Source organism: Tenacibaculum profundicola, assembly GCF_057220795.1.
The window spans coordinates 3,027,326-3,049,862 of sequence record NZ_CM170137.1; the positions used below are offsets into that span (position 1 = coordinate 3,027,326).

Consider the following 22,537-nt stretch of genomic DNA (forward strand, 5'->3'; position numbering starts at 1 on the left):
AAGAAAAAGAACATAACTATAAGTGTAATTGTAAAGTGTGTTCTTTAATAAAATGAATAAAATAATTTATGGCTGAAGGCAACAAATTAAGACTGAACAAGGTTTTAAGAGAATTAAACATTTCTTTAGATAGAGCTGTAGAACACTTAGCTAAGAACGGTTATGACGTTGAAGCTCGTCCTACAACAAAGATTTCTGATACAGAATATCAGGTGCTGCTTGATGGGTTCCAAACAGATAAGTCTAAGAAAGTTGCATCCAAAGAGGTGAGCGAAGAGAAGAGAAAGGAAAAGGAGGCGATTCGACAACAATTGGAGGCAGAACAAGAGAAGAAACGTTTGGAAGAAGAAGCTAAAAAACAAGAAGTTTTAAAAGCCAAATCAGCAAAACTCGAACTTAAAACTGTTGGTAAAATAAATATAGAAACTGGTAAAAATATTACAGAAGAGGTGAAAAAAGAGCCAAAACCAGAGGTTGCTGAGCCTGTATTAGAAGAAGTGAAAAAGGAGGTAAAAGCTCCCGAAAAACAGGAAGACCAACCGAAAGAGGCTATAGAAGTGAAAACTAAAGAAGTGGAGCCAAAAGAAGTAAAGCCAAAAGAAGAAAAGCCAAAAGAAGAAAAACCTGTGGCGGAAAAGAAGACAGAAAAGTCTGAAGTTACCAAAAAATCTCAAGTGACCAAGAAGCCTGAAATATCTAAGACTTCTACGTTTTCTAAAAAAGGAATCGATAAGGCGGTAGAGCAAATAAAAACCGATAGGGTTAAAAAAGTAGATAAACCTAAGCAAGTTGAAAAGGCAGTAGAAATTACTGCTGAGAATGCTGAAAAAATAAAAACTCAGTATAAAAAACTTGATGGGCCTAGAATTACGGGTCAGAAAATTGATTTAAAGAAATTTGAAAGACCTAAAAAGAAAAAACCAGATCCGAAGGCAAGTGGTGCGAACAAGGATGGAGATAAGAAAAAGCGTAAGAGAATAAGCAAACCAAATGCTGGTTCAGGAAACAATACTGCTAGACCACAAGGACAAGGGAACCGCACTGGAGGTGGGCCAAATAGACCTGGTCAAAATCGTTCTGGTGGGCCTAACAGAGGTGGTCAGAATCGCGGCGGACAAAGAGGAAGAAGACCAATTGTTCAAAAAGAAGAATTAACGGAAGCTCAGGTCCAAAAACAAGTAAGAGAAACTTTAGAGAAACTGCAAGGTAAATCTAGCAAAGGTAAAGGAGCTAAGTACCGTAGAGATAAGAGAGATCAACACCGTCAACAAGTTGAAAAAGACTTACAAGCTGCAAAAGCAGAAAGTAAAGTGTTGAAAGTTACTGAGTTTGTAACAGTAAGTGAAGTAGCAACCATGATGGATGTACCTGTAACTAATATTATATCTTCTTGTATGATGTTGGGGATGATGGTAACCATGAACCAACGTTTAGATGCTGAAACACTGGCTATCGTTGCGGAAGAATTCAATTATACAGTTGAGTTTGTTGGAGCTGAAGTAGAAGAATCAATTGAAGATGTAGAAGATAAACCAGAAGATTTAATAACACGTGCACCGATTGTTACCGTAATGGGACACGTTGATCACGGTAAAACTTCGTTATTAGATTATGTGCGTAAAGCTAATGTAATTGAAGGTGAATCAGGTGGGATTACACAGCATATCGGAGCTTACTCTGTAAATGTTGGTGATCAGAAAATTGCATTTTTAGATACACCAGGTCACGAGGCCTTTACAGCAATGCGTGCTCGTGGGGCACAGGTTACAGATTTAGTAATTATTGTGGTAGCTGCAGATGATGATGTAATGCCGCAAACAAAGGAAGCGATATCACATGCACAAGCTGCGGGAGTACCTATTATTTTTGCAATCAACAAAATAGACAAGCCAAACGCGAACCCTGATAATATTAAAACACAATTATCTGCTATGAACTTATTAGTAGAAGATTGGGGTGGTAACGTACAATCTCAAGAAATATCTGCTAAAACAGGGCAAGGAATAGATGAACTGTTAGAAAAGGTATTATTAGAAGCAGAGGTGTTAGAGTTAAAAGCAAACCCAAAGAAAAATGCAAGTGGTGCTGTTGTAGAAGCTTTATTAGATAAAGGTAGAGGTTATGTATCTACAATACTAGTACAGGCAGGAACATTAGAAATTGGAGATTACATATTGGCAGGTAAACACAGTGGTAAGGTAAGAGCAATGTTCGATGATAAAGGAAATAAAGTTAAGGTCGCTGACCCATCTACGCCAGTTTCTATATTAGGGTTGGATGGCGCACCGCAAGCAGGTGATAAGTTTAATGTTTTTGATGATGAACGTGAAGCAAAACAAATTGCTGCAAAACGATCGCAATTACAACGTGAGCAATCTGTAAGAACACAGAAAACGTTAACCTTAGATGAAATAGGACGTCGTATTGCGTTAGGAGACTTTAAAGAACTCAATATAATCCTTAAAGGAGATGTAGATGGTTCAGTAGAAGCATTAACAGATTCGTTCCAGAAACTATCTACTGAAGAAATTCAAGTAAATATTTTACATAAAGGAGTTGGAGCCATTACAGAATCAGATGTGTTATTAGCTTCGGCATCAGATGCCATTATTGTCGGATTTAATGTGCGTCCTCAAGGTAATGCCAGAACGGTTGCAGATAGAGAGGAAGTTGACATCAGAACATATTCTATTATTTATGATGCTATTAACGACTTGAAAGATGCAATGGAAGGAATGTTATCTCCTGAGATGAAAGAAGAAATATTGGGTAATGTGGAAATTAGAGAAGTATATAAAATCTCTAAAATTGGTAACATTGCTGGATGTATGGTAATGACTGGAAAAATAACTAGAGATGCAAAAATCCGTATTATCAGAGAAGGAATCGTAGTGCACGATGGTGTATTGACTTCTTTAAAACGTTTTAAAGATGACGTTAAGGAAGTAACGAAAGGATACGATTGTGGTCTTCAAATAAAAGGATATAATGATATCAAAGAAGGTGATACCGTTGAGGCTTACACAGAAGTAGCAGTTAAAAAGAAACTAAAGTAGAAATACAAAGTCAGAATTATAAAATAAGGTTGCTGTTAACAGCAACCTTTTTTTTATTGAATATACTGTTTGAGAGCTCTTATTATTTGCTCCACTGATATGGTATCAAAACAATTCAAATATTCCATAGGATAGCTTTTTCCGTATACAGATGTTGGAATCAATGGATATTTCTTGATATTTGGTATTAGTTGATTTTCAAAAGGTTGGTTGAAAGGTGTAAATCCTAAATAAGGATGCGTAACTCCCCAAATAGTAAGGACATGAACCCCATACATCGCTGCAATATGACCATTTCCAGAGTCCATAGCAATCATTACATCTAGGTTTGAAATTAACTGTAGTTCTTCTTCAAAGCTTACTTTCTTCACTGCAGATATGACATTGCTATACGTGTTGGCAATCTTATCTAATAATAATTTTTCACTCGCCCCTCCTCCAAATAACAAGATGGTGGTATTCTTAATGGGATGTAGTTCTTGAATTAATTCATGAAGTATATGAACGGGAAGAGATTTGCTTTTGTAAGCAGCAAAAGGAGCAATTCCTATGAGTTTTGTGCCTTTAAGTACGTTCTTCTTTATAAAGTCTGGAACCACACCTTTGACAACCGTATATTCTGGTCGTAAATCAACTGGGTAACCTAAGGTATTAAAAACGTCAGCATATCTTTCATGCATCGTTTTCAAAGGGTAGATGTTTTTACTAGGATTCGCTATCGTAAGCTGTTTTTTTTCTTTTCTCCCTTTGTTAAGTTGAATACATTTAACCCCTCTGGCCCGAAATAAATTCACAAGAATATTTGATCGCAGTACATTATGTAAATCAACGACCACATCAATATTAAGCTTCACTAATTCTTGATGAAGCCTAAACAGTCCCAAAAAACCTTTGTGTTTTCCTTTTAAATCCGGAGTATACACGGTAACATTAGTGAACTCTTTAAAAAATGGAGTAAAAAAAGATCGTGTTAACACGGTTATTCTTAAATTATCATGCTGTTGTACTAAGGCTCTGATAACCGGAACAGTCATGGCAACATCTCCCATTGCTGAGAGACGAATAACTAAAATATGCGTTTTATTAGTGTTCAAATGAGTAGCTACTTTTGTGAACGAAGTACCGGGTTTAACTCTTCGTCATTGTACATTTTCATTTGTTTGTAAACCTTCATGTACTTGGCTCCATCGTTGATATCATTGAGTAAAGTGTCAATAGCCAATGATAAATCGGTACGTTGTTCTAATAAAACAGCGAGCTTTTTCTGACAAGAATTTCTGTGTTCTTCACTAGCATTGACCCTGGTAGCTTCTTCGTTCATGTGGAATACCTTTAAGGCAAGAATGGACAATCTATCAATACCCCAAGCAGGGCTTTCAGTGTTAATCGTTGCATCATTTTTTGGAGTGATGTCTTTAAATTTTTCTAAAAAGTAAGCATCGATGTATTCAACCATGTCGGTTCTATCTTGATTAGAAGCATCAATTTTTCTTTTTAAATCTAAGGCAGCAACAGGATCAATATTAGGATCTCTAATGATGTCTTCATAATGCCACTGAACCGTATCAATCCAACATTTTCTATAAAGCAGATGACCAAGTAAATCTTCTGTTTTGTCATATTTATTCACAAAATCTTGATAAACATTATCTTTGATATGGTAGTCTTTTATTACTTCTTGAAAAATTTTATTGGCTTTTGCTGTGAACATATTTTATGTAACTTTTAAACGACAAATGTACTATATAATTGTGAAAAGAAATTTATGAAATTAGATATTGGATTTACACAAAACGACGTTCTATAATTTCTAGTAATCTCAATTCATATTCTTCTTTGTCAGACCAATTATAGTCTGGTTTAACTAATTTACTAATGAATTTTTTCGCTTCTTTTTCTGTTTTAAATGTATTTAATTGAGAAATAACGCGATTAAAATCGTTTTGATTTCCTTCAAAAAGATGCTTTACAAAGGCAATTCTATCGTTTAAGCCAATTTGAATTGTGCTTTGAAGGTGATCATTTAATGACTTCTTTGGCCCGGCTTTCTCAAACAGATTAGCCATTACATCAACTGGTAAAGTATCTTGTAGCTCGTCTTCTAGTGTTTTCGTTTTGCGCTCGCCAATATCATCGACGTCATTTTTCGTATCAGTATCTCCTAGTAGTAAATTTTCTAACTCATCAAAAGGTTGTTCCATTACCTCTTCTGTGATGGTTTTATGTTCAGAAGTTAATTCTAATAGCTCATCTTCTTGGTTTTCGTCAGGTGAAGAAGCTGTGTCTTTATTGGAAACTTCGCCATCTTTGTGAGAATTCTCAGTAGGGTTCTTGATATTTATTTCATCTTTTTGTTGATCCGTAACCAAAGGCAGTTCGGTTACCGTATTCGAATCGACTTTCGATAGCGAATCTCTATTTTTTTCCGCTTCGATGATCTTTTCAATTAATTCTTCTTTGGTAACTTCAGCATTCGGTGTTGTATTGATGTATTCCTCTACATATGCTAAAACAGAAAGCTTTTCATAAACCTCATAGGCCTTTTCTTTTAAGAGTAACACGTCTTCCTTATTTTTTATCTGTAAGATACTATGCGCTAAACTGATTAAATCTGATGCTAATTTTTTGTGCATAAGTTGTTATGTGTTTTTAAGTTTTGCTCTTAAATTTTAATAAATTTGTTCCTTATTCGAAAGTAATAACAAATATTAATAATAGAGCTTAAAATTACAAAATGTTTCTTGAAAATACAGTAAATCATACAGAACAATTTGGTTGGATTGAGGTAATTTGTGGCTCCATGTTTTCGGGGAAAACTGAAGAATTAATAAGGCGTTTGAGAAGAGCACAATTTGCTAAACAACGCGTAGAAATATTTAAACCAGCTGTTGATACCAGATATGACGATGACGAAGTCGTTTCACATAATGAAAATAGAATTAGATCCACCCCGGTACCAGCTTCTTCTAATATAAGGTTGTTAGCAAACAATGTTGACGTCATTGGAATTGATGAAGCGCAGTTTTTTGACGATGAAATTGTAGCCGTATGTAACGATTTAGCCAACAGAGGAATTAGAGTGATTGTTGCAGGATTAGACATGGACTTTAAAGGGAATCCTTTTGGCCCGATGCCAGCGTTGATGGCTACAGCAGAGTATGTTACAAAAGTACATGCCGTTTGTACACGTACAGGAAATTTGGCCAATTATAGTTATAGGAAATCAACCAATGATGACTTAGTATTGTTGGGTGAAACAGAAGAGTATGAACCATTAAGTAGGGCTGCGTATTACAAAGCAATACAAGGTTCTAATAGTGAAAAAGATATAGCAGATGAATAACCATGTAACGGTTTTAGAAATAAATGCAAATGCAGTTTTGCACAATTTAACGTATTTCAAAAATAAGTTACAGCCTCAAACTAAGGTGCTTGTTGTGGTTAAAGCCTACGGCTATGGCAGTGAATCTGTTGAGATAGCCAAGATTGTTCAGGATAAGGTTGATTATTTTGCCGTTGCATACGCAAATGAAGGTGTAACGTTAAGAGAGGCTGGGATTGACACGCCAATTTTGGTGTTACACCCACAGATTCAAAACTTGGAATTAATTGTTAAATATCAATTAGAACCGAATTTATATAACTTTAAAATATTTGATGCCTTTTTAAAACTTGCTGATGAGCACCCGTTAATGAATTATCCTATACACATCAAATTCAATACGGGGTTAAATAGATTGGGCTTTTGGCATTCAGATGTACCGGTAATTATTACGGAACTAAAAAAGTCTAATAACGTGATTGTACAATCTGTTTTTTCGCATTTAGCGGCTAGTGAAGATTTAAATGAGCATGAGTTCACTGTAGGGCAGATAAATAATTTTGCGTATATCGTGAAACAGATTTACGAACATTTAGGTTATGAACCTATGATCCATATACTAAATACCTCAGGTATTATTAATTATCCTAAAGCCCAATTTGATATGGTTCGCTTAGGAATAGGTCTGTATGGATTTGGAAACGATAGAGAAGAAACAGTTCAATTAAAAAATACACTTACGTTAAAATCTATAATTTCTCAAATCCATATAGTGCAACCGGGAGAAACAGTGGGTTACAATAGAGCTTTTGTGGCTAGTAAGCCAACTAGAAGTGCAACCATAGCGATAGGTCATGCCGATGGTATCTCAAGAAAGTTAGGGAACAAAAATGGATTTGTGATTATAAATAATCAAACGGCACCAATAATTGGCGTTGTGTGTATGGATATGTTGATGGTCGATGTTACTCAAATAGATTGTCAGGAAGGAGATGAGGTGATTATTTTTAATGATCAGCAACATGTAGAGTATATGGCCCATAAATGTGAAACAATCCCTTATGAGATATTAACAGCACTTTCTCAACGAATTAAAAGATTGGTTAAGAGATAAATTTTTCATAATTTAGGCTTAGTTTAACTAGTAAAAAATCAAAAAATTATGGGAATGCTCAAAGAGTTTAAAGACTTTGCAATGAAAGGCAACTTAGTCGATATTGCAGTAGGTTTTGTTATGGGGGCAGCCTTTAACAAGGTAGTGTCATCATTTACAGGAGGAATTGTTTCGCCTCTAATAGGTTTAATGTTTAATGCAGACTTTAAAGATATGAAGTATGTTGTTAAAGAAGGAATGGCCGATGATACCGGCAAAATAGCAGGTGAAGTAGCTATTCATTATGGCGATTTTTTAACGAATGTAATCGATTTTATTATTGTGGCTTTTGTTATGTTCCTGATAGTGAAAGGGGTAAATGCGATGAAAAGAAAAGAAGAACCATTGCCAGAGGCTCCAAAAGGGCCTAGCCAAGAACAGCTGTTAGTAGAGATTAGAGATTTACTAAAGAAATAAGTAAAAAAGCCTTGAGAACGTTCTCAAGGCTTTTTTTAGATAAAGGATATATGGATTTTGGAGTTAATCTCATTGCGTAACTGTTCAATTTTTTCATACATGGTGGTGAAAAAAACTTTTCGCTCAATCTCCGAATCTCCAGATATTTTTTTAGCCAACTGTAAATGTTTGTGAAGATGAATGTCAACTTCATCACAAATAGTGGTATCCTCAATTTTAATATGAGAAAAACAACTATAGGGCATGAGTAAGCCTTTTTTACATTCGTTTTTGAAAAATATGGTATGATTTATGTTTAAAAGCTTACTGTAAAATAGCTTAAATGTGCCAGTTTTTTGACTTTTAGAGCTAAGTATATTAAGGGCAGCATTTTTCTCAATTCCTTTTAATATTAAGGTGATTTCATCACATAAAAACAAAGCGTCTTCTTTTTTCAACATTTTAGTTTTGTAAAAGTAAAAAATTTGGTAAAGAGAACTATTAATTGTTGAGTCACTCCATATGTCAGTGATATTCGATTGTATAATCGTATTTCTAAAATTATTAGCTTCTTCTAATACCCTGAATTTAGGGGTGAAATCTTTAAAAGATATTTTATTGTTGATAGCCTTCTTTTGTGTCAAATTCAAGTGAGCGTATATTTTGAACTTCCAATATAAATTGCTTGTTTTTACATGATAAAAAGGAATGTCTTTCGCAGAATAAATTATATTTGTTTTTTGATTGACATTAAAAGATTTTGTATACGATGATAATTCTTTGTAAAATTGAATTAAACCATCAATATGACCTTCAAATTTAGCTTTATTAATGAGTAATGAATTAATGGATGGTAAATCATATAATTCATTCAATGATATTTTGTAATGTTTTGCCAACTTAATAGCCTCTTCAAATGTAAGCGCGGTCTTGCCCTTGATTCTTCTATATGAAGCATCATAACTTACATCCAATACATCTGCGATTTCTTCTGTAATTAACACGTTTTTAGGTAACTCTTTTTTTATGATATTAAAGAGTTTGTCTTTTTCTATATCCATATTCTTCCTAAGATAGATTTGGCTGTCTTAAATACTGCAAAATACATTTTATCTTTTTGCAGTATTCGCAACTGTCTATTGTTTAAATCTTTATTATTTTGTTAATAAGACTTACTTTAGGTGAACTGTGGGGGGACATCTATTTAAGGTTAAAAAGAAAGTCTTCTCTCTGATCAGAGAAGACTTTTGTTTTTACAAGATATGAATTTTTTTATAGATGCTTGCCTTTATTCCATCCATGTTTACCGAGGTACTGTTCACCACTCTCTACGGCACCTTCTTCAAGACTTGTGCCCATTGAATCATTCCACCTATTTAGATAACCGAATAATGATATAACTCCAAGCATTTCAACAATATCGCCTTCATTCCAGTGTTTGTATAAAGTTTCTTTTATCGTATCATCAACCATATTAGGAACCTGACTAGCGGCTAGAGAAAAGTCTAAGGCAGCTCTTTCTGCCTCATTGAAGGCAGGATGTGTTTTATATTCCCAAATATTATCTAATTGCTCCTGTTCTGCACCATAGCGTTCAGCAGCTCTTATGGCGTGTGCTTGACAATACCTACAGCCCGTTGCGTTACTCGATATCCAAGCAATCATTCTCTTTAGTGCCGAAGTAACCTTGCCTTCATTGGTCATTACAGCCTTATTTAAATTAATAAAAGCCTTTGAAATGGCTGGTCTGTGCTGCATTGTTAAAACAGAGTTTGGACAAAACCCCAGAGTTTCATTAAAAAAGGCTGCTAATTCCTGTGTTTCTAAATCGTGATCAGCAGATAATGGTGTTACTAATGGCATAGTTGGTTGTTTTTTAGTTTTTATTAATGTTTTTTTGCTGTAAGTTTGTTTTAAAACTTCAATAATAACGATAGGAGTTATTAGATAAGCACAAAATTACAAGAAAAACAAAAGTAAATAAATTATGGGAAAACATACAGTAACAACTATTTGGAAGGAAAATATGCAGTTTGAATCTGATAATCCAAGTGGGCACAAGGTTTTGATAGATACTGTGAAAGAAAATGGGGGAGATAATTCAGGATTAGCTCCTAAAGCAATGATGCTGTCATCACTGGCCGGTTGTTCTGGATTGGATGTAGTTTCTTTATTAAACAAAATGAGAGTAAAGGTAGATGATTTTACAATGGAGGTATCGGGTAATTTAACAGAAGAGCATCCTAAATACTATGATAGTGTTTCAGTTGATTATCATTTTACAGGAGATGATTTGAATAAGGAAAAAATAAGTAAGGCTGTAAATTTATCAGTTGATAAATACTGTGGGGTAATGGAAATGTTTAGAAAATTTGCAACCATTAACATTAAAATTCATTTTCATAAAAAATAAACTTTATGCGTTGGACGTTTAAGACAAATCCAAATAAAGAAAGTGTACAAAAATTAGCTAGAGCATTAGGAATAGATAAAACATTAGCAAAATTGTTAATCCTACGTGGTATTGATAGCTTTGAAAAAGCAAAACAGTTTTTTAGACCGTCTTTAGATGACTTACACGATCCTTTTTTAATGAAGGATATGATAGTAGCCGTGGATAGAATTCAACGAGCTATTGACACGAACGAAAATATTTTGGTGTATGGTGATTACGACGTGGATGGTACAACAGCGGTATCATTAATGGCTTCTTATCTGCGAGAAGAATATAGTAATATAGCAACATATATTCCCGATAGATATAAGGAGGGATATGGAATTTCTTACCAAAGTATTGATTTTGCAGCCGATAATAATATGACGTTAATTATTGCATTGGATTGTGGAATTAAGGCAATTGATAAAGTAGCTTACGCCAGGGAAAAAGGCATAGATTATATTATTTGCGATCATCATAAACCAGGAAAAGAAATTCCCAATGCTATTGCAGTATTGAATCCTAAAAGAATAGATTGTGAATACCCTTACAAAGAACTTTGTGGTTGCGGTGTTGGTTTTAAGCTTATACAAGCATTGAATCATAAAAAAGGTGGAACGATAGCAGAATTAGTAACCTATTTAGATTTGGTAGCAACTGCCGTTGCCGCTGATATCGTTCCAATTACCGGTGAAAATAGAGTGCTTACCTATTATGGCTTAAAAATAATCAATACAAATCCTAGAAATGGTATAAAAGCTATAATTCATCAATTAGACAAAACAGACCTCACCATAACAGATGTCGTTTTTATTATTGCACCGAGAATTAATGCAGCGGGTAGGATTAAACACGGAAATTTTGCAGTAAGTTTACTCACTGAATTAGATTTTGATACCGCAAAAATGGAAGCATCGAATATTGATCAATTGAATGCTGATAGGAAAGAGTTAGATCGTCAAATAACCAAGGAAGCCTTATTACAAATTGAAAAAAACAATGAGGAAGAGCGCTTTACTACGGTTGTTTTTGATGAAACATGGCACAAAGGAGTTATTGGTATTGTTGCATCAAGATTAATAGAAACCTATTACAGACCGACATTAGTGTTTACAAAAAGTGGAGATAAATTAGCAGCATCAGCCAGATCCGTAAAAGGGTTTGATGTGTATAATGCCTTAGAAGCTTGTGCTGAATTTATAGAACAATTTGGAGGGCATAAATACGCAGCGGGTTTAACGATAGTTCCAGAACAATATGAAAATTTCAAGAATAAGTTCGAAGAGGTGGTTGCCACTACCATTGATAAACAATTATTAATACCTGAAATTTCGATCGATACTGAATTAGAATTGTCTAGTATTACACCAAAATTTTACCGTATACTAAAACAAATGGGACCGTTTGGGCCACAAAATATGAAGCCAATATTTTATACCTCATCCGTTAGAGATAATGGTTATGGTAAACAAGTAGGAGTTGACAAAAGCCATTTAAAACTTAATATTATAACGGGCGCCGATAGAAATACCTATGGAGCTATTGGGTTTGGTCTAGGAAGCAGTATAAATAAGGTGGATAATGATTTCGATATTGTATATAATTTGGATGAGAATACATGGAACGGCAATACCTCAATTCAATTATTAGTAAAAGATTTAAAATAACTATTTAGAACTGTTCTAAATTAATTATATTTGCTCCATAATTGAATGATTATGGAGAGTATATACAAAATATATGATAACGATATAGGGATTTCATTTCGTTGGAAAGAAGTGAAAACCAATTTAACGCAAATAATCTTTAGAGACACAGGGTTTCACTTAAATACCGAAGAAATTGAGTTGTTTATAACTAAGATAGCGGATGCTAAAATGCAAAAACCATGTAAAAATTGTGAAATATCAGGTGGTTGCAGATCGGTACTGCTTCAAACGCCTTCAAATAAAGTGAGTATGGCGGTATCATACGTTGAGCTTGGTCAAATTGAAGATTTACTTAGAGGAACTTTGTTTCAAATAAGGATGAACAATTATTTGAATGATCTGTGTAAAAACTAAAAGAGCTTGCAACTTGCAAGCTCTTTTTTTAATTCTCTTTAATTAAGTATAGATAAACAGGATAGTGATCACTATAACCTCCTGTATATTTTCCGTAAGAAAAACTCCTAAAAGGGTATCCTTTATACCGTCCTTTTTTTTGCGTTAAAAAACGTTTATTATAAATCATCGATTTGAACATTTTATACGTAGAGAAGTCCTTTTTATCTTTATTGAGTAGTGGTGAGGTAAACATAATTTGATCGAATAAATTGATGTTGTCTCTGTATCCTAATGTGTTTAATCCTCTACGAAACATGTCTTCAAAAGGATTGAAAATATCTCCTTCCTCAACGTTTTTCTTCTTAGATTTTGTTTTTAATACTGTTTTAAAACTTGAATTAACCGGATCGTCATTAAAATCACCCATGATTAAAATTTTAGGCTTAGGATGTGTTTCTTTGATCTTATTAATAATCTGAGTTACTTTATAGGCAGCTTTTTCACGTAAAGGCCTACTTTTAGCCTCGCCCCCTCTTCGAGATGGCCAGTGATTTACAATTATATGTACTAATTCATCATCAAGATATCCAGAAACTAACAAAATATCTCTAGTATAGATTTTTCTATTGTTTACGTAGATGTTGGGATTAAAAGTTTCGAAATGGATAGGTTTAAAATAGCGTTGCTGATATAATAAAGCTACATCGATTCCTCGTTTATCTGGTGAGTCGAAATGAATAATGCCATACCTTTTTTTCTTTAGTTTTTCAGACTCTACTAAATCTTCCAAAACTTTTTTGTTTTCAATTTCTGCAACGCCTAAAATTGCTGGACTCGTATGAGCCTTTTCTTTTCCCAATTGACTAATCACGGTGCTTAATTTGTCAATTTTATCCCAATAAACCTTTTCTTTATCACCTTCTAATTCCATCATAGGACTAGCCTCGTCATTTTTTTCAGTGTCATTAACTGTGTCAAATAGGTTTTCTAAGTTGTAAAAAGCAACGGTTCTTATTTTAAATTTGTTTTTTGTTTTTTGTGCATAACTATATGATAACACAACGCTTAATATAGAAAGGGAAATAATTTTCTTCATTTTGTTAATTTTACGCCGCAAAATAACAGAAAAAAGAAACAAAAAAGATAGAATTGTTTTATACGTAACAATTATTTAATATACGAATGATTGCTTTTTTTGTAGTTTTGCGTCCCTTTTTTTGAAAGAAAGAGAGGATTAACCAAGTATTAATAACCAATATTTTATGAGAAATTTTAGAATTACAATATGTATGCTGTTTCTGTTCAGTTTAAGTGTGGGGGCACAAAATATTGTAAAGGGGATCGTTATTAACGGCGATTCTGAAAAACCTCTCCAAGGTGTTTCTATTAGTATAAAAGATGTAGGGATAACTCAATCAACGAAGATTGATGGGAGTTTTTCTTTACAGAATATACCTACTACTACTAGAAGACACATTGTGATGGTTTCATTAAGCGGGTATGAAACCCAAAACTTTCCAATCCAAATGACTGGTAAAGTAATTGATTTAGGAATGATTATGATGTATGAAGATATGTCTGAAGATCAAGATCTTAGTACAATTACCATTACTGATGATGAGCTAAATGACGATACCAGCTCAGCAGATAATATTTCTGGATTATTACAATCATCAAGAGATGTGTATTTGCGAACAGCTGCTTTCGAATGGAGTTCATCATTTTATCGAATAAGGGGGTTAGATTCTGAAAATGGTAAAGTTTTAATCAATGGAATTGAAATGAACAAGCTTTACAACGGAAGGCCTCAATGGAGTAACTGGGGAGGAATGAATGATGTGTTGCGCAACCAAGAATTTAGCAATGGTTTAACTCCTTCAAGTTTTACTTTTGGTGGAGTACTCGGGTCAACGAATATGAGTACAAGAGCATCTGAATACAGAAAAGGTACAAGAATTTCATATGCTTCTTCTAATAGAAGTTATGTGCATCGTGTAATGGGTACCTATACTTCTGGTTTGATGAAAAATGGATGGGCAGTTGCTGTATCTGGAAGTAGAAGAGCTGGAAATGAAGGCTATGTTGATGGTACGTTTTATGATGCAAACTCCATTTTTGCTTCTTTTGAAAAAGTATTGAATGATAAGCATAGCATAAATTTAACGGTACTTGCAGCAGAAAACAAAAGGGGTAAATCTTCACCTAACACTGAAGAAGTTTTTGATCTAAAAGGAATTAAGTACAACGCTTACTGGGGATACCAAAATGGCAAAATGAGAAATTCTCGTGTTAGAGATTTGTATGAGCCGATAGTGATGTTGAATCATTATTGGAATGTTACGGATAACACAAGCTTAACTACCAATGTTTCTTATCAGTTTGGTAAAATAGGGAATAGCCGTATTAGTTACACGGGCTCACGTTTAGTAAATGATATACCAGTAGGTGGTGGTTCAAACCCAGACCCAACCTATTATCAAAATTTACCTAGTTATGCCTTAAGAAATGGTACGGGTAATGAGTATGCTTTATTACAAGAGTTTTTAAATGATGGTCAATTAGATTGGGATGAAATGATTCGTCAAAATTTAGCTGGTTCTGAGAGCACGAACTCGAAGTACATCTTGTACGAAGACAGAAACGATGATAAACAATTTACGGTAAATACAATTGTTGAAACTCAAATAAACGATAATATTACTGTAAATGGTAAAGTGCAATACACGCAACTAAAATCTGAAAACTTTGCCAATGTTTTAGACTTATTAGGAGGGTCAAGTTTTCTAGATATAGATACTTTTGGAGCTACTTCTGATGGAAAGCAAAGTGATTTGCTAAACCCAAATAGAATGGTGGGACTAGGAGATCGTTTTAGCTATAACTATAAATTGAATTCGGATATTTACAATGCCTTTCTACAAGCTCAATTTAAATATAATAAAGTTGATTTTTATTTGGCTGGAGATGTGTCTAGAACCTCGCATCAAAGAGAAGGATTGTATCAAAATGGAGCTTTTCCAGATAACTCATTAGGGAAATCTGAAAAATTAGAGTTTACTAACTTTAGCGGAAAGGCAGGGGTTACCTATAAGATTTCTGGGCGTCATTTAGTAGATGTTAATGGAGGGTATATTTCTAAAGCACCTTTTTTGCGTAACTCATTTTCAAATCCAAGAGAAAATAACGAAACTGTAATGAACTTAACAAGTGAAAAAGTAATGACAGTTGATGCGAGTTATATTTTAAGATCACCAATTATTCAAGCAAAAGTGACGGGGTATTATACAGGTATTAAAGATGCAACCGAGATTTCATTTTTCTTCGCTGATGGAATTGGAGGTGATGATACTGCTTTTGTGCAAGAAGTACTTACTGGAATCGAAAAGAGACATTTTGGTGCGGAACTAGGAATAGAAGCACAGGTAACGCCAACGATTAAATTAAAAGGAGCTGCGAACATTGGTCAATATACTTATAATAATAATCCGTCTATTTATTTGAGGTCTGATTCTCCCTTACCAGAGAGATTAAAGACACCTCAGCCAGCCTATCTAGAAAATTATAGAATAGCGTCTGGGCCTCAAAAGGCATATTCTGTTGGATTCGAATATCGTGATCCAGAATATTGGTGGTTTGGAGCAACTGCAAACTATTTAGATGATACATATGTTGATGTAGCTCCGTTAAAAAGAACAGCTGATTTTTCTTTAGACTCAGATGAGATTCAGTTTTCTGATTATGACCCTGCTGTTGCGAGAGAATTATTGGCTCAAGAAGAGTTTGACAATTATATCGTTGTAAATGCGGTAGGAGGAAAATCTTGGAAAGTAGGTGATTACTATGTCGGGTTTTTTGCGAGTATCAACAATATACTAAATCAAAAATATAAATCAGGAGGTTTTGAGCAAGGTAGAAATGCTAATTACAGAACTTCTAAAGCGGATGCCGAACTATCAACACCTGTTTTTGGAAACAAGTATTGGTATGGTAGGGGAACAACATATTTTATGAATGTGTATTTCAGATTTTAATTTTAAAAAGAATATAAAGTATTAAAAAAAATGAAAACAACAAATATATTTAAAATAGCGACCTTAGCGTTTCTTTTAGTAACGGTAAGCTCATGTGTAGACAATAATGACTATAGTTTACCGGAAGTTACAGTTGAAGAGCCTGATGTAACAGTTACGAATACATTACAATCAATAAAAAACACCTATACAGGAAGTGGTATTGTTGATTTTAATGAAGTGAATAACGATGGAGAAATGGTTTTTGAAGGTTATGTGGTTTCAAGTGATGAAGCAGGGAACTTTTACAAAGTACTTTCCATTCAAGATAGACCAGAAAACCCAACCGCAGCAATACAAATAGCTGTAGACGGAACAGATTTATATACATTATATGAAGTAGGAAGAAAAGTGTATGTAAAGCTTAAGGGTTTAGGAATGCATAGTAATAGTGGAGTATTAGAAATAGGTCAAATTAACGGATCAAGTATAGAAAGAATTGCTTCAACAGAGTATAAAAAACATATTTTACGATCTACCGAAGTAGCGAATATAGTGCCTAAAGAAGTAGCTAGCATTAGTGATATAAATGATGTTCATATTGGTATGTTAGTTCAGTTAAGTGACATGCAAACACAAGAAAAGAATCAAACCTATGCGAATTTAACTGATACCTATACAGTAAATAGAATGTTTAAGAGTTGTGCTGATGATGCAACCATTATCATGAGAAACAGTGGTTACTCAGATTTTAAAGCAGAGTCTATCCCTAACACAAAAGGAATTGTAACAGCGGTAGTAGGTAAATACAGTAGTGACTTCCAGTTATTTATTAGAGATACGAATGATGTTGATTTTACAGAAAACAGATGTGATCCATTGTTTGAAGAGAACTTTTCTTCGAATAACTTAGATCAATGGACCCTTCAAGATGTTATTGGTGATCAAACATGGGAAGTAGTTAACTTTGGAAACCCTGCACCAAGTGCTAAAATTTCTGGTTTTTCTGGAGGAGCAAAAGAAAATGAAGATTGGTTAATTAGTAAAGCTATAGATTTAACAGAGGTTTCTGGAGCAACTTTTACATTTGATAATGTAAAAAGATATTCTGGAGATGATATTGAGGTATATTACTCTACCAACTACAATGGAGGTAACCCAAATGATTCAGCCAATGTATGGACTCAATTAGCACCAACGATAGATACAAATTCAGGAAGTTGGACATCGTGGACATCGTCTGGAGATTTGGACGTGTCAGCAGCGGCAGGAGGTAATTTATTTATTGCTTTTAAGTATGTATCAACAACGTCGGCAGCAGCTACATTTGAAATTGACAATGTTAAAGTTATCGCAAATTAAGTGCGAGCCATGTAATAGTAAAAGCCGAGTTTTAAACTCGGCTTTTTTTTACTCAGATTTAATTTTAATTTTTGATGAGGTGTTGTGTATACGTCTTTCCAGTTCTTTCAAGAGATATGAAATAGACACCTGTTTTTAGATGCGAAATGGTAACAGTTTTCGTTCTAGAAGCCAGACGTATCTTTTGAACTAATTTTCCATTAGAATCATATATTTGTACAGCTTTATTTTTCCATAATTCATTGTTTATAGTCAGTGAAATTGTAGTTCCATCTGCTGGGTTAGGAGAGAAAAGTATTACTTCTTTATCATTGACAAGGATGTTATTTGAATTGTTTTTTGATACCTTACTACTACTACAGCTACCTATCATTTGCCAGCCAGTGCTAGTTCTTTCGTATAAATTACCAAAATAAGTTACACGGTCTCCTGTTTGATAACTAGTAGAAGAACTATAAGGCGCAACACCGTCACAAATATTGCCAGTACTACCATCGCCCTCGAGTATCGTAACAGAATAATCTTCGACCTCTCCGTAATTAAAAGAGCCACAAGGGGAAGTTGGAGTGGTATTATATCTCATGGTTACCCTCATTCTTGTTTTTCCTAGTTTTGCCGTTGAGGGAACTACAAAAGAACCGCTAACATAAGTGTCTAGTGATGGAGCTTTTGTCCATACTTGTTCTCCCTGATCTTCAAAATCTGAATCTTGATTATAGTCTATCCAAACAGCATATGCTTCTCTATATTTAGTTCCTGTCCATTCTGGTGTTATCGTAATATTTTGAGAAATCCCTTGTTCTAGGCTCGTAGATAGACTAGTGAAATCTTGATATCCATTTGTAGCACCTGAGCTATTATCAATTGTTCCTAAAACTACTCGTTGAATGTATTCATCGGAAACACTATTACCAGCTGAGGAGCAGTAGACAGGAGTGCTTACGTTTGTTTCATTTTTAGCAACTTCAATTAAATATTCTAAACCAAGTTTGGCAAATTTCGCTGCATGCGTAGCATTTGACGTCGGAGATCGATCAAATGTATCGTTAACCGTATGAATGTAAGGGTTAGAATCGTTAAAAGAGGCCTCAAAAGGAAAAGCCGTTTCATAACCTTGTTGAGACCAACTATAATGATCAGAACATCCGTAATTACAACGCGTATAGTCATAATTAAATTGATGATTTCCAGAAGAATTGTAATGATCCATTAGTTGTGCCAGAAATGAATTCAATGAACTACTATTATAACTATCGTCTGAGATATAAACATCTTTAGATGAACCTTTGTAATTCGTCATGTCAAATTGTAAATAAGATACAACGTTGACATTTCTGTTGTTATAGTCTTCGGCAATTTCCTTTGAACCTCTTAGGCCTACCTCTTCAGCGGCGTAGGCCATAAATTCAATCGTTCTTATAGGTTTGAAATTCATGTCAAAAAGAACTCTTGCAACTTCTGTGATGGTGGCAATCCCTGAAGCATTATCATCTGCACCGGGGGCATTGGTTTCTCTCTCTGGGCTCACAGAATCTATATGCCCTCCTATGATTACATATTCATCAGGGGCTTCTTTTCCTTGAATTGTCATGATTACTGATGGCATGGTAGTACTAGTGTGATTCACCAGCCTAACAGAAACATCTGACCGATTACTAGCCATGGTTTCCCATTTTTGTTTTAAATCGATAACAGATTGTGTGGCATTTGCTGTGGTATGATACCTAGTGCCATAGCTTTCAAGTTCTTTAATATGGTTTTCAATATTCGTGTTATTTACTAAATCAATGCTTTGAGTTACCAATTGGTCTTCAGAGATACTATAGCTAGCTCTTTTCTGAACCCGATTTTTACTTTGTAGTTTTTGAATAGTTTCAACAGCCTGCTTTTCTGATGCTTCATAAATAAACCCAGGACCATGCGTTAAAATCATGTGATGTAATTTTTCTGCGGCGTCATCATCTAATTTAACCGCACTAAAACCATCCATGGAGGATATAATTTTAATATCTGTGGGGGCAATTTCTTGAAGTTTTAAAGCGTCTTTTGTGGTAATAGTACCGTAAAACATTTTTTCTTGGCCATATACATAAGAAATGCTAAGGCACAAACATAGTAACGAAATTAATACGTACTGTTTTTTCATTTTTAGAAGGGTTTTAATTAAATTGATTTTTAATACTTAATAAATAGGCTTAAGTTTAGGTGTAAACGTAAGTTATTTAAAATGAGTATTTAATATTTGGTTATTTTTTAAAAACTTAAATGTAAGCAATATTTCTTTGTTTAAAGTACCTAAAGTTTATAGGGAGTAATCTTTAATTTTATTTATCATATTTTTTGTGCATATTTATGCTGTAAATATTTAGCAAGAATGTCTTCTAAACATAGAATAACTAGAGCTTTTTTAAATGCAAAAAAATTAAATCTCTCCCAAGAGTCTAAGTATATTTTATTTTCTGATTGCCATCGGGGAGACAATAGCTTTGCTGATGATTTTTCTCATAACAGAAATATTTACCATTATGCTTTGTCATATTATTTTAAAGAGAAGTTTACCTATATAGAGTTAGGTGATGGTGATGAGCTATGGGAGAATGAGTTTACGGCAATATTTAAAGCTAATAAAGATGTTTACCTTTTGCTAAAAAAATTTCATGATGACAATAGGTTGCATTTTATTTGGGGAAATCATGATATGGATTATAAAAATAAAAAACATATCGCTAAAAATTTACATACTTACTATGATACAGCTGATAGTAAAGAAAAGGAACTCATGGCTAGAGCTTCTTTTTCCGAAGCTATTAGGTTAGAGCAATCAGATGGTAAGTCGATCTTGTTACTGCATGGACATCAGGCGGATTGGTTTAATTATCGTTGTTGGAAATTAAGTCGTTTTTTAGTGCGTTTTTTATGGAGACCATTGCAAGTCATTGGGGTTAAAGACCCAACCAGCCCTGCTCAAAATTATAAGGAATTGATTAAAGTAGAAAGGCGAATAGAAGACTGGATTAAAGACAATAATTATCAGATGACCATTTCGGGTCATACGCATCGTCCTAGGTTTCCTGCAGTAGATGAATTGCCACATTTTAATGATGGAAGTTGCGTGCATCCGAGATGCATAACAGGATTAGAGATTGTAAATTACGAAATAACGCTTATTAAGTGGCACGTTCTTGTTAATGATGACGGAATGATGCATATCACAAGGCAGGTGTTAGAAGGTCCTGAGAATTTGTCATACTATATGTAGGGTGTTTAGAGCTATGAAATTGATATACGTAACAATTATTTAAAGATTGCTTAAAATTTTAATAAAATTAGGTGATTATTTTTGCCGCATCTTATTAATACGATACTTTTAGTCATCAGGTATTTAGTTTTTGTCGACTATATCATAATGACTTAACTGCCCTTGGTCAGGGCAGTCTTTATTTAATGTTGTGTTAACACTAACTTAACATGGGTGTTGGTTATTTGCTGCGACAAAAACTAATACTGATGAAAATTAAGACATTACTTACTGTAGTAAGTATGTTTGTACTGCTTTGTACCCAAGCACAGCAAACGCAATCTCCAAGATTTAGAGCTGAATCTCCAAAATTTGGAAAAGGACTGTTTAATTTGATTGGAAAGGATAGCACCTGGTCTATGAAAGTTGGAATAAGAATGCAATTTTTGAATAGCGTAAAATGGAATGCTTCTTCTGAAGGGTTGTCTTCACCCTCAACTTCGTTTTTAGTAAGACGCGCTCGTTTAAAATTTAATGGCTTCGCCTTTTCTCCTAAATTGAAGTACAAATTCGAATTAGGCCTAACCAACCAAGATATTGGTGGGGCTTCTGAATATACAAATGATGCACCGCGATACATTTTGGATGCCGTTGTAAAATGGAGTTTTTACCAAAACTTCGAATTATGGCTTGGACAAGCGAAATTACCAGGAAATAGAGAACGTGTAGTTTCTTCTGCGAATCTGCAATTGGTAGATAGATCGTTGTTGAACAAAAGATTTAATATAGATAGAGATATTGGAATGCAATTACAGCATCATTTCAATATATCTGATCGTTTTATAGTGAAGGAAGTTTTTTCAATTGCACAAGGAGAAGGAAGGGATGTAACAACAGGAAATTTGGGTGGACATCAGTATACAGGACGTATAGAGCTGTTGCCTTTTGGTAAATTTAAAAATGGTGGTGATTATAAAGGAGGTGATTTAGCTAGAGAACCGATACCAAAACTAGCTTTCGGAGTAAGTTATGACTTGAATCACAATGCTGTAAAAAATAGAAGTAATCAAGGAACTTATATGAAGAATGATATCGGGTTTTATAAAACCAACATTTCAACGCTATTTGTAGACACGATGTTTAAATATAAAGGCTTTTCATTTATGGGAGAGTATGCTCACAGAAAAGCAAATGACCCAATAGCTAAAAATTCAGATGGTTCTATATTGTTAGATGACGAAAATAAACCTATAGTTGTTCAGGTAGGGAAAGGGTTAAATGTACATGCCGGCTATTTGTTTTTAAATAACTGGGAAGTATCAGGTAGATATACCACAGTAACATTAGATAAAGATGTTACCGGAATAGGTGTAGAAAATCAATATACGATGGGGTTGTCTAGATATATAGCGGGGCATAAGCTAAAAGTACAAACGGATGTTTGTTATTTTGATTTTGGAGACAAAACAAACGAATTAATGTTTAGACTACAAGTAGACGTTCACTTCTAAAAATATT

The 22,537-nt window shown here is 34.1% G+C and carries 18 protein-coding genes; 11 read left to right on the top strand and 7 right to left on the bottom strand.

Annotated features, from left to right (window positions below; genetic code table 11):
• Positions 1–68: 68 nt before the first annotated feature.
• A complete protein-coding gene (gene infB, locus AC2TDS_RS13020) occupies positions 69–3,056 on the top strand; it encodes a translation initiation factor IF-2 (protein WP_484736014.1) in 2,988 nt (995 codons plus the stop codon).
• Between the two features lie 53 nt (positions 3,057–3,109).
• On the opposite strand, the gene AC2TDS_RS13025 is transcribed toward infB, so the two are convergent.
• The 3 genes from AC2TDS_RS13025 to AC2TDS_RS13035 all read right to left on the bottom strand — a co-directional run bounded on the left by AC2TDS_RS13025 (position 3,110) and on the right by AC2TDS_RS13035 (position 5,689).
• On the bottom strand, positions 3,110–4,150 hold the full coding sequence (locus AC2TDS_RS13025; protein WP_484736015.1) for a glycosyltransferase family 9 protein: 1,041 nt from the start codon (positions 4,148–4,150) through the stop codon (positions 3,110–3,112).
• A gap of 8 nt (positions 4,151–4,158) precedes the next feature.
• Complete coding sequence (locus AC2TDS_RS13030; RefSeq protein WP_484736016.1) at positions 4,159–4,767, bottom strand: DUF4254 domain-containing protein; 609 nt, start codon at positions 4,765–4,767, stop codon at positions 4,159–4,161.
• A gap of 73 nt (positions 4,768–4,840) precedes the next feature.
• On the bottom strand, positions 4,841–5,689 hold the full coding sequence (locus AC2TDS_RS13035) for a DUF8457 domain-containing protein (protein ID WP_484736017.1): 849 nt from the start codon (positions 5,687–5,689) through the stop codon (positions 4,841–4,843).
• A 101-nt stretch (positions 5,690–5,790) separates the two neighbouring features.
• On the opposite strand from AC2TDS_RS13035, the gene AC2TDS_RS13040 reads away from it, so the two are divergent.
• From AC2TDS_RS13040 to mscL, 3 genes are read left to right on the top strand one after another with little or no spacing between them, the layout of a single operon-like run.
• Positions 5,791–6,399, top strand: coding sequence for a thymidine kinase (locus tag AC2TDS_RS13040; protein ID WP_484736018.1), 609 nt, complete (start codon positions 5,791–5,793; stop codon positions 6,397–6,399).
• Entirely contained in the window at positions 6,392–7,492 is a 1,101-nt protein-coding gene (gene alr, locus AC2TDS_RS13045) for an alanine racemase (RefSeq protein ID WP_484736019.1), read from the top strand. The genes AC2TDS_RS13040 and alr overlap by 8 nt, the downstream gene beginning before the upstream one ends.
• Before the next feature lie 54 nt (positions 7,493–7,546).
• Positions 7,547–7,948 carry a large-conductance mechanosensitive channel protein MscL gene (gene mscL / locus AC2TDS_RS13050; protein ID WP_484738952.1) on the top strand — a complete coding sequence of 134 codons (402 nt, stop codon included), beginning with the start codon at positions 7,547–7,549 and terminating at the stop codon, positions 7,946–7,948.
• A gap of 35 nt (positions 7,949–7,983) precedes the next feature.
• On the opposite strand, the gene AC2TDS_RS13055 is transcribed toward mscL, so the two are convergent.
• Both AC2TDS_RS13055 and AC2TDS_RS13060 read right to left on the bottom strand, forming a co-directional pair.
• Positions 7,984–8,988 carry a hypothetical protein gene (locus tag AC2TDS_RS13055; RefSeq protein WP_484736020.1) on the bottom strand — a complete coding sequence of 335 codons (1,005 nt, stop codon included), beginning with the start codon at positions 8,986–8,988 and terminating at the stop codon, positions 7,984–7,986.
• Between the two features lie 211 nt (positions 8,989–9,199).
• Complete coding sequence (locus tag AC2TDS_RS13060) at positions 9,200–9,790, bottom strand: carboxymuconolactone decarboxylase family protein (protein ID WP_484736021.1); 591 nt, start codon at positions 9,788–9,790, stop codon at positions 9,200–9,202.
• A gap of 124 nt (positions 9,791–9,914) precedes the next feature.
• On the opposite strand from AC2TDS_RS13060, the gene AC2TDS_RS13065 reads away from it, so the two are divergent.
• The 3 genes from AC2TDS_RS13065 to AC2TDS_RS13075 are packed head-to-tail and all read left to right on the top strand — an operon-like array spanning position 9,915 to position 12,427.
• On the top strand, positions 9,915–10,340 hold the full coding sequence (locus AC2TDS_RS13065; RefSeq protein WP_484736022.1) for an OsmC family protein: 426 nt from the start codon (positions 9,915–9,917) through the stop codon (positions 10,338–10,340).
• Between the two features lie 5 nt (positions 10,341–10,345).
• Positions 10,346–12,031 carry a single-stranded-DNA-specific exonuclease RecJ gene (recJ, locus tag AC2TDS_RS13070; RefSeq protein ID WP_484736023.1) on the top strand — a complete coding sequence of 562 codons (1,686 nt, stop codon included), beginning with the start codon at positions 10,346–10,348 and terminating at the stop codon, positions 12,029–12,031.
• 51 nt (positions 12,032–12,082) lie between these two features.
• The gene (locus AC2TDS_RS13075; protein WP_484736024.1) at positions 12,083–12,427 is read left to right on the top strand and encodes a hypothetical protein; all 345 of its coding nucleotides are present in this window, start codon (positions 12,083–12,085) and stop codon (positions 12,425–12,427) included.
• A gap of 28 nt (positions 12,428–12,455) precedes the next feature.
• On the opposite strand, the gene AC2TDS_RS13080 is transcribed toward AC2TDS_RS13075, so the two are convergent.
• Positions 12,456–13,505 (bottom strand): endonuclease/exonuclease/phosphatase family protein, encoded by a 1,050-nt coding sequence (locus AC2TDS_RS13080; RefSeq protein ID WP_484736025.1) that lies wholly within the window; start codon positions 13,503–13,505, stop codon positions 12,456–12,458.
• A 166-nt stretch (positions 13,506–13,671) separates the two neighbouring features.
• Here AC2TDS_RS13080 and AC2TDS_RS13085 point away from each other — a divergent pair, with 166 nt between their 5' ends.
• Both AC2TDS_RS13085 and AC2TDS_RS13090 read left to right on the top strand, forming a co-directional pair.
• Positions 13,672–16,440 (top strand): carboxypeptidase-like regulatory domain-containing protein, encoded by a 2,769-nt coding sequence (locus AC2TDS_RS13085; protein WP_484736026.1) that lies wholly within the window; start codon positions 13,672–13,674, stop codon positions 16,438–16,440.
• 30 nt (positions 16,441–16,470) lie between these two features.
• A complete protein-coding gene (locus AC2TDS_RS13090; protein ID WP_484736027.1) occupies positions 16,471–17,781 on the top strand; it encodes a DUF5689 domain-containing protein in 1,311 nt (436 codons plus the stop codon).
• Positions 17,782–17,845: 64 nt separating this feature from the next.
• On the opposite strand, the gene AC2TDS_RS13095 is transcribed toward AC2TDS_RS13090, so the two are convergent.
• Positions 17,846–19,927 (bottom strand): M20/M25/M40 family metallo-hydrolase, encoded by a 2,082-nt coding sequence (locus AC2TDS_RS13095; RefSeq protein ID WP_484736028.1) that lies wholly within the window; start codon positions 19,925–19,927, stop codon positions 17,846–17,848.
• A gap of 228 nt (positions 19,928–20,155) precedes the next feature.
• Between AC2TDS_RS13095 and AC2TDS_RS13100 the strand changes: the two genes are divergently transcribed.
• Both AC2TDS_RS13100 and AC2TDS_RS13105 read left to right on the top strand, forming a co-directional pair.
• Positions 20,156–21,040 carry a metallophosphoesterase gene (locus AC2TDS_RS13100; RefSeq protein ID WP_484736029.1) on the top strand — a complete coding sequence of 295 codons (885 nt, stop codon included), beginning with the start codon at positions 20,156–20,158 and terminating at the stop codon, positions 21,038–21,040.
• Between the two features lie 248 nt (positions 21,041–21,288).
• Positions 21,289–22,530: a porin gene (locus tag AC2TDS_RS13105; RefSeq protein ID WP_484736030.1), complete on the top strand. Its 1,242-nt coding sequence runs from the start codon at positions 21,289–21,291 to the stop codon at positions 22,528–22,530.
• Positions 22,531–22,537: the final 7 nt, after the last annotated feature.